Origin of the sequence: Mesorhizobium sp. M7A.F.Ca.US.005.03.2.1 (assembly GCF_003997795.1) — a bacterium.
Taxonomy (GTDB): Bacteria; Pseudomonadota; Alphaproteobacteria; order Rhizobiales; family Rhizobiaceae; genus Mesorhizobium; species Mesorhizobium ciceri.
Genome location: NZ_RZRP01000517.1, coordinates 1 through 4,612, shown reverse-complemented (window position 1 = coordinate 4,612; position 4,612 = coordinate 1). Strand labels below are relative to the sequence as shown.

At 56.8% G+C, this 4,612-nt stretch carries 4 protein-coding genes and 1 tRNA gene; all 5 read left to right on the top strand.

The genetic code is table 11. From position 1 onward, the window contains the following. A partial coding sequence (locus EN991_RS40365; RefSeq protein ID WP_206519242.1) for a hypothetical protein occupies positions 1-233 on the top strand: 233 nt, incomplete at its 5' end. Next, positions 224-299: transfer RNA gene (locus EN991_RS24490), tRNA-Thr, on the top strand. The genes EN991_RS40365 and EN991_RS24490, both read left to right, overlap by 10 nt. Positions 300-1,397: 1,098 nt before the next feature. Further along, a complete protein-coding gene (locus EN991_RS24480) occupies positions 1,398-2,051 on the top strand; it encodes an outer membrane beta-barrel protein (RefSeq protein ID WP_013531390.1) in 654 nt (217 codons plus the stop codon). Positions 2,052-2,320: 269 nt separating this feature from the next. Next, entirely contained in the window at positions 2,321-2,704 is a 384-nt protein-coding gene (locus tag EN991_RS24475) for a hypothetical protein (RefSeq protein WP_084015764.1), read from the top strand. 608 nt (positions 2,705-3,312) lie between these two features. Continuing rightward, positions 3,313-4,020, top strand: a complete 708-nt coding sequence (locus tag EN991_RS24470) for a Crp/Fnr family transcriptional regulator (protein ID WP_127369725.1) — start codon at positions 3,313-3,315, stop codon at positions 4,018-4,020. Positions 4,021-4,612 lie beyond the last annotated feature (592 nt).

Genomic DNA, 4,612 nt, shown 5'->3' with positions numbered 1-4,612 from the left:
CTGATGATCTTCACCAGCAGCATCCAGGCCACGAAGATGATCGGGAGAATGATGACAAATCTGATCATGCGACACCCCTGCTCGAAGCGATTGCACCCTTCCCTAGATGTAGGAAGCAATCCGGCGGTTTTCAGGATGCCCTCGCCGACGGCCCATGCGGCATGCCGGGAAAAACGGAGTTTTGTCTTTACTGGCGCAACAAATATGCTAACCGGAGCGCCGTGCCCTTGTAGCTCAGCTGGTAGAGCAGCGGTTTTGTAAACCGAAGGTCGGCGGTTCGATTCCGTCCGGGGGCACCAGCACAATGCAAAAACCATAACATTTTCAAAAGCTTAGAAAACAAGGTTCGGGTTCGATCCACCGCTTATCCACCTGGAATTTTTCATTTGCCAACGCGAGTATCCGCCCCAGAGCATCACCGTATCCGGATCATCCTCTTCGTCCTCCTCCGGCTCGTAAGGTTCCGGCGCCACCAGCAAATCGATTCGCCTAAGGTCAGTCCCTCCCATTGGCGCATCGAGCGAGAGCGTTTTGAAGGTGTCATATTTGTGGATAGTGTGCTTGGTGCTAGGTTGCCAAATATTCAGCCTGGCTCAGATTTGGGAATATTGGGGGGACGTCACTTTGATCCGCATTTTGGTCGCACTCGCCGCCGCAATTTGCTTCGCGTCTTCGGCGGCTTCGGCAGGACAGGACAATATCCACTTCCTGGTCGGGATGCCCGATGCCAAGTTAAATTTGGCCGCTAAAATGGCAGGTAACCTCAACGGCGTTATGCAAAGGTGCCGGCTGAGGCCTACAGAAGATGGAAAAGCTATCATTGCTGTCCCTGTGCTTTTGTACGAGGGGATTAGAAAAACACCTGACGCCTAATCCTCCTAAGTTCCGGAAGGCCATTCGCACCTATGAAAGAGCTTACGCCATGGCGGTCCAGAGAGCGGGAAATTGCCAGGCTGAGAAGGCCAAATACCCGGGACTTTACCGATAGATGGCTGAGAAGGGACCCGGACATTGGGCGAGTCACCGCCCTGCGCGCCGCCGCCTAACTATGGCGTCGACGGCATCCTTCCTGATTGCTGCGGATTGAGCCGTCCGGTATACCCATCGGCATTCTTCACGAACACAGCTGCAAGCCTGATCCGTGCGGCAGCGGCTTCATTGAAGATCAGAACGGCACCCTTCCACGCTCCGCACTTGAATTTCTCGATAATGCCCGCATCGAAGCCTGACGCGGAAGTATTGAGCTCTTCGAGGGATGCCTGCTTGCACCGGCCATCCCGATACCTATTTCGCCGAATTCAGGCGCAGCAACTTAGCCTACGGGTGTGACTTCCTAGCTATATACAAAGTTGCAGGCTCATCGATATAAGGCGATTGGCGATTTTGATGGGGATTTCATGAAAGCTTTTTTGCTCGCTTCATTCGTTGCGCTTTCCGCGGCTCCGGCCATGGCTGCCGATATGACGATCGCTCCTGTCGATACCCCTGAATGGACCTGGCAAGGGCCATACGCCGGCGTGTTCGGCGCCGGAACGTTGGAACACTACAAGATCTATGGACCGGGCGCCCAGGCTGGCGCAACGCATAATGTCGGCTCGGCAACGGTCGGCGGCTTTGCAGGCTATAACCTCCAATCCGGCAAGATTGTCTATGGCGTCGAAGGCGAGCTTGGCTACCGCTTCAAGAAGAACACCTTCGACGATATTCCAGGCCCAGGCGTCCTTGACGCCTCCACAGGTTTGTTCGGATCCGTAAAGGGTCGCGTTGGCATGGACATGGGAGCCTACATGCCGTTTGTCACGGCTGGTGTAACCGCTGCAAAGCTGAAGACATTCTACCCGGGTGGAAACGCTGAGCGGGATGCCACCTTGGTCGGTGGTGTTGTTGGAGCAGGCATCGACGTCGCGCTCACACACAACGTGTTCTTGCGCGGCGAATACGACTTCTCCTTCTTCGGCAAGAAGTCGCTTGAATATTGTGGCGGCGGATGCACGCTGGAACACACGCTTCAGACGCACGATTTCCGCGTCGGCATCGCGATGAAGTTCTAACTGTTCAGCGCGTCTCCGACTTTGACGCCCTCCGCGGGAATGGCAAGACCAAGGTCCAGCTTGTGAACGGCATTCCGCGGGCGCAATGTCGCCACGAACCCGACGGCTAGGGGCCTGGATCGCAAATAGTTTGCCGTTCAGGCCCTTCGTTCGTTCGGGACCATGCCCATCTGCGCGCCACCCCTTCGTATCAAACCGTACGTTGAATCCTTCTTGGGTCACGCGTGACAAGAGAGTAAATAAATCCTTTCGCAGGAAGGGAGGCCGCGATGGCAGAAACGCATATAGAAGTCGCACGCGCGGTTATAGAAACCAGCTTTCGGTTGCGGCACCATTCCCTGGCCGGAACTGCCTCATTTCGCCGTGATATGGACCACTCCCGACGCGCAATCGAGGCCTCGCGCGAACTGCTCAAGCGCCTTCGCCAACGTCATCGCGATGACATGGCCCGAGGTTGGGAAGATCTGGACCCAGGTCCTGTTGCTGTCTCGGCCTTCGATGCCGACATTCTCCGCTCTGCATTTCGAAACCTGGTCAGGGAAGCAAGCGTTCCCGAGTGTGAATGGCGCCACCTGGCTGAAAGCCTGGTCCGCGAATATGTCGGGTGCGAGCAGGTTGACGTTGGCTTGTTGGACTGGATTACCCACAAGTAGTCAGCGGTATAAATTGCGTACCAACGCAAAACAGCCCGCCCCGCCCACATTGCCGGTGACACGAAACGGGCTGCGGAAGCCCGCATGCGATGCTTCCTGCAACCCAACTTTGGGCGAGTACGGATGTTCCGTTAGTTTCTGCTGAAAGGCGGTACATTCTGCTGCCGCGGCCATTCGACAGTCACTGGTAGGGTAGACCCGCCGCTCCATTTGCGAAGCGACGGGCTCTCGCCCACCCCATACCTGTGAAAGCAATTTAGATGCCAAACTTTTGACCCGTTATGGGGCACAGCCGTCGCGTTGCCAGTCGGTCGGTCGCCCTCTCGTCGCTCTGCCTCGACATTGATAACCATCTACATCATGCCGGCTCGTTGGCTGCGATCACAAATTGTCGGATTCGTACGAAGCAGAGTTCTGTACGATTCCAACCCTTTAACTTTGTACACCCCTCTTTTGTAATTCGGCGGCTGAGGGGACGCCGTGCATCAGGTTGCATTTCACTGTCAATCGCGCGCCAGAGGGCGTATATTTTTTAAATCGTCTGCACGTGTCTACGGGCGCAGACGGCAGGGAGATTGGAAAGCTCTTGCCCCAAGCGGGATTGAGCTATGACCAATCCAGAGAACGATTCCTACAGAAACCAATTGTTGCGCAGGCTTGACCCTGGTGACCTGGGGCTTTTGCAGCCACACCTTGAACTGTGTGACCTCGAGCCGAAAATGACCTTAGAGAAAGCCGATTCGGAGATCGAGACGGTGTACTTCCTGGAGGACGGCATCGCTTCTGTGGTCGCGACGGCTTCAGGTAAGGAAGCCGAGGTGGGCCTTGTCGGCTTTGAGGGAATGACCGGTGCCGCGCTCGTGATGGGCGCTGACTATGCAGCGCATCAATGTTACGTTCAGTCGGCCGGCAGCGCTTTCAGGATGGGAACCGAGCCCTTCAAGGAGGCTCTTGCGAACAGCCCAACGTTGCGCCTTTTCCTGTTGCGCTATGTCCACTACTTCCACATCCAGACCAGCTATACGGCCCTGATCAACGCAAAATCAAACCTTGAAGAGCGGTTGGCGCGCTGGCTTCTAATGTGTGACGATCGGGTCCACGGCGAGCGCCTTGCGATCACCCATGAGTTTCTCGCCGTCATGCTTGGAGCAAGACGCCCAGGCGTTACCGTTGGGCTGCAAGTTCTGGAAGGACGTGGTTTCAGCTATTCTCGACGTGGCGAAGTGCACATCAGGGACCGCAGCGGACTTGCGGCCTGCGCAAACGGCACCTACGGCAAGCCAGAAGCCGATTACGTTCGGCTAGTTGGATTATAGCGCTCCAAGCATGCCGGACGTAGGCCGCGGTGATCCAAGCACCTGCGCCTCGCGCCAGCAATACAGCCCGTCCCGCCCACATTGCCGGTGACACGAAACGGCTGCGGAAGCCGCGATCCGATGCGATTGCAATCCAACCCTGGGCGCGCACGGATGTCCCGCAAGCTTCATATCCCGTGCGTCAGCACAAGATAAATAGCGGGGACGAGCATCAACCAGCCGCTCAGTCCAAGAACCACCAAGATGGCCATGCGCTCTGTTCGTCTGACAAGGTCGGCAATGTTTTCTCTGTCCGGCAAAGCGACGGAGGCCACAAACCCGGGCGCACGATCATCGTTGCCATTTCCCGGTTGGTTCGCGCTGCCACTCTCATTCGATCTGTGGACCAATGTCATTGTCATCGTTCACCGAAAAGAATCTAAACCGGCCCGTTCTCGGCGCGTGAGCCGGAACGGGCCGAGGCGGGAAATCAGTTAAAATCGAAGGACGACCGAAGGACCACGTCGGCGGTAGCACCGGACGCGACGGCGACCATGCCGCCAATAACTGCGGCAAACCCGTCTCCAGCCCCGCCGGCGGCGGTGGGGACGGT

Bases quoted from the DNA above. Each gene is read 5' to 3' on its own strand.
- EN991_RS24475 (WP_084015764.1), top strand. From the start codon at position 2,321: ATGGCAGAAACGCATATAGAAGTCGCACGCGCGGTTATAGAAACCAGC.
- EN991_RS24470 (WP_127369725.1), top strand. From the start codon at position 3,313: ATGACCAATCCAGAGAACGATTCCTACAGAAACCAATTGTTGCGCAGG.
- EN991_RS24480 (WP_013531390.1), top strand. From the start codon at position 1,398: ATGAAAGCTTTTTTGCTCGCTTCATTCGTTGCGCTTTCCGCGGCTCCG.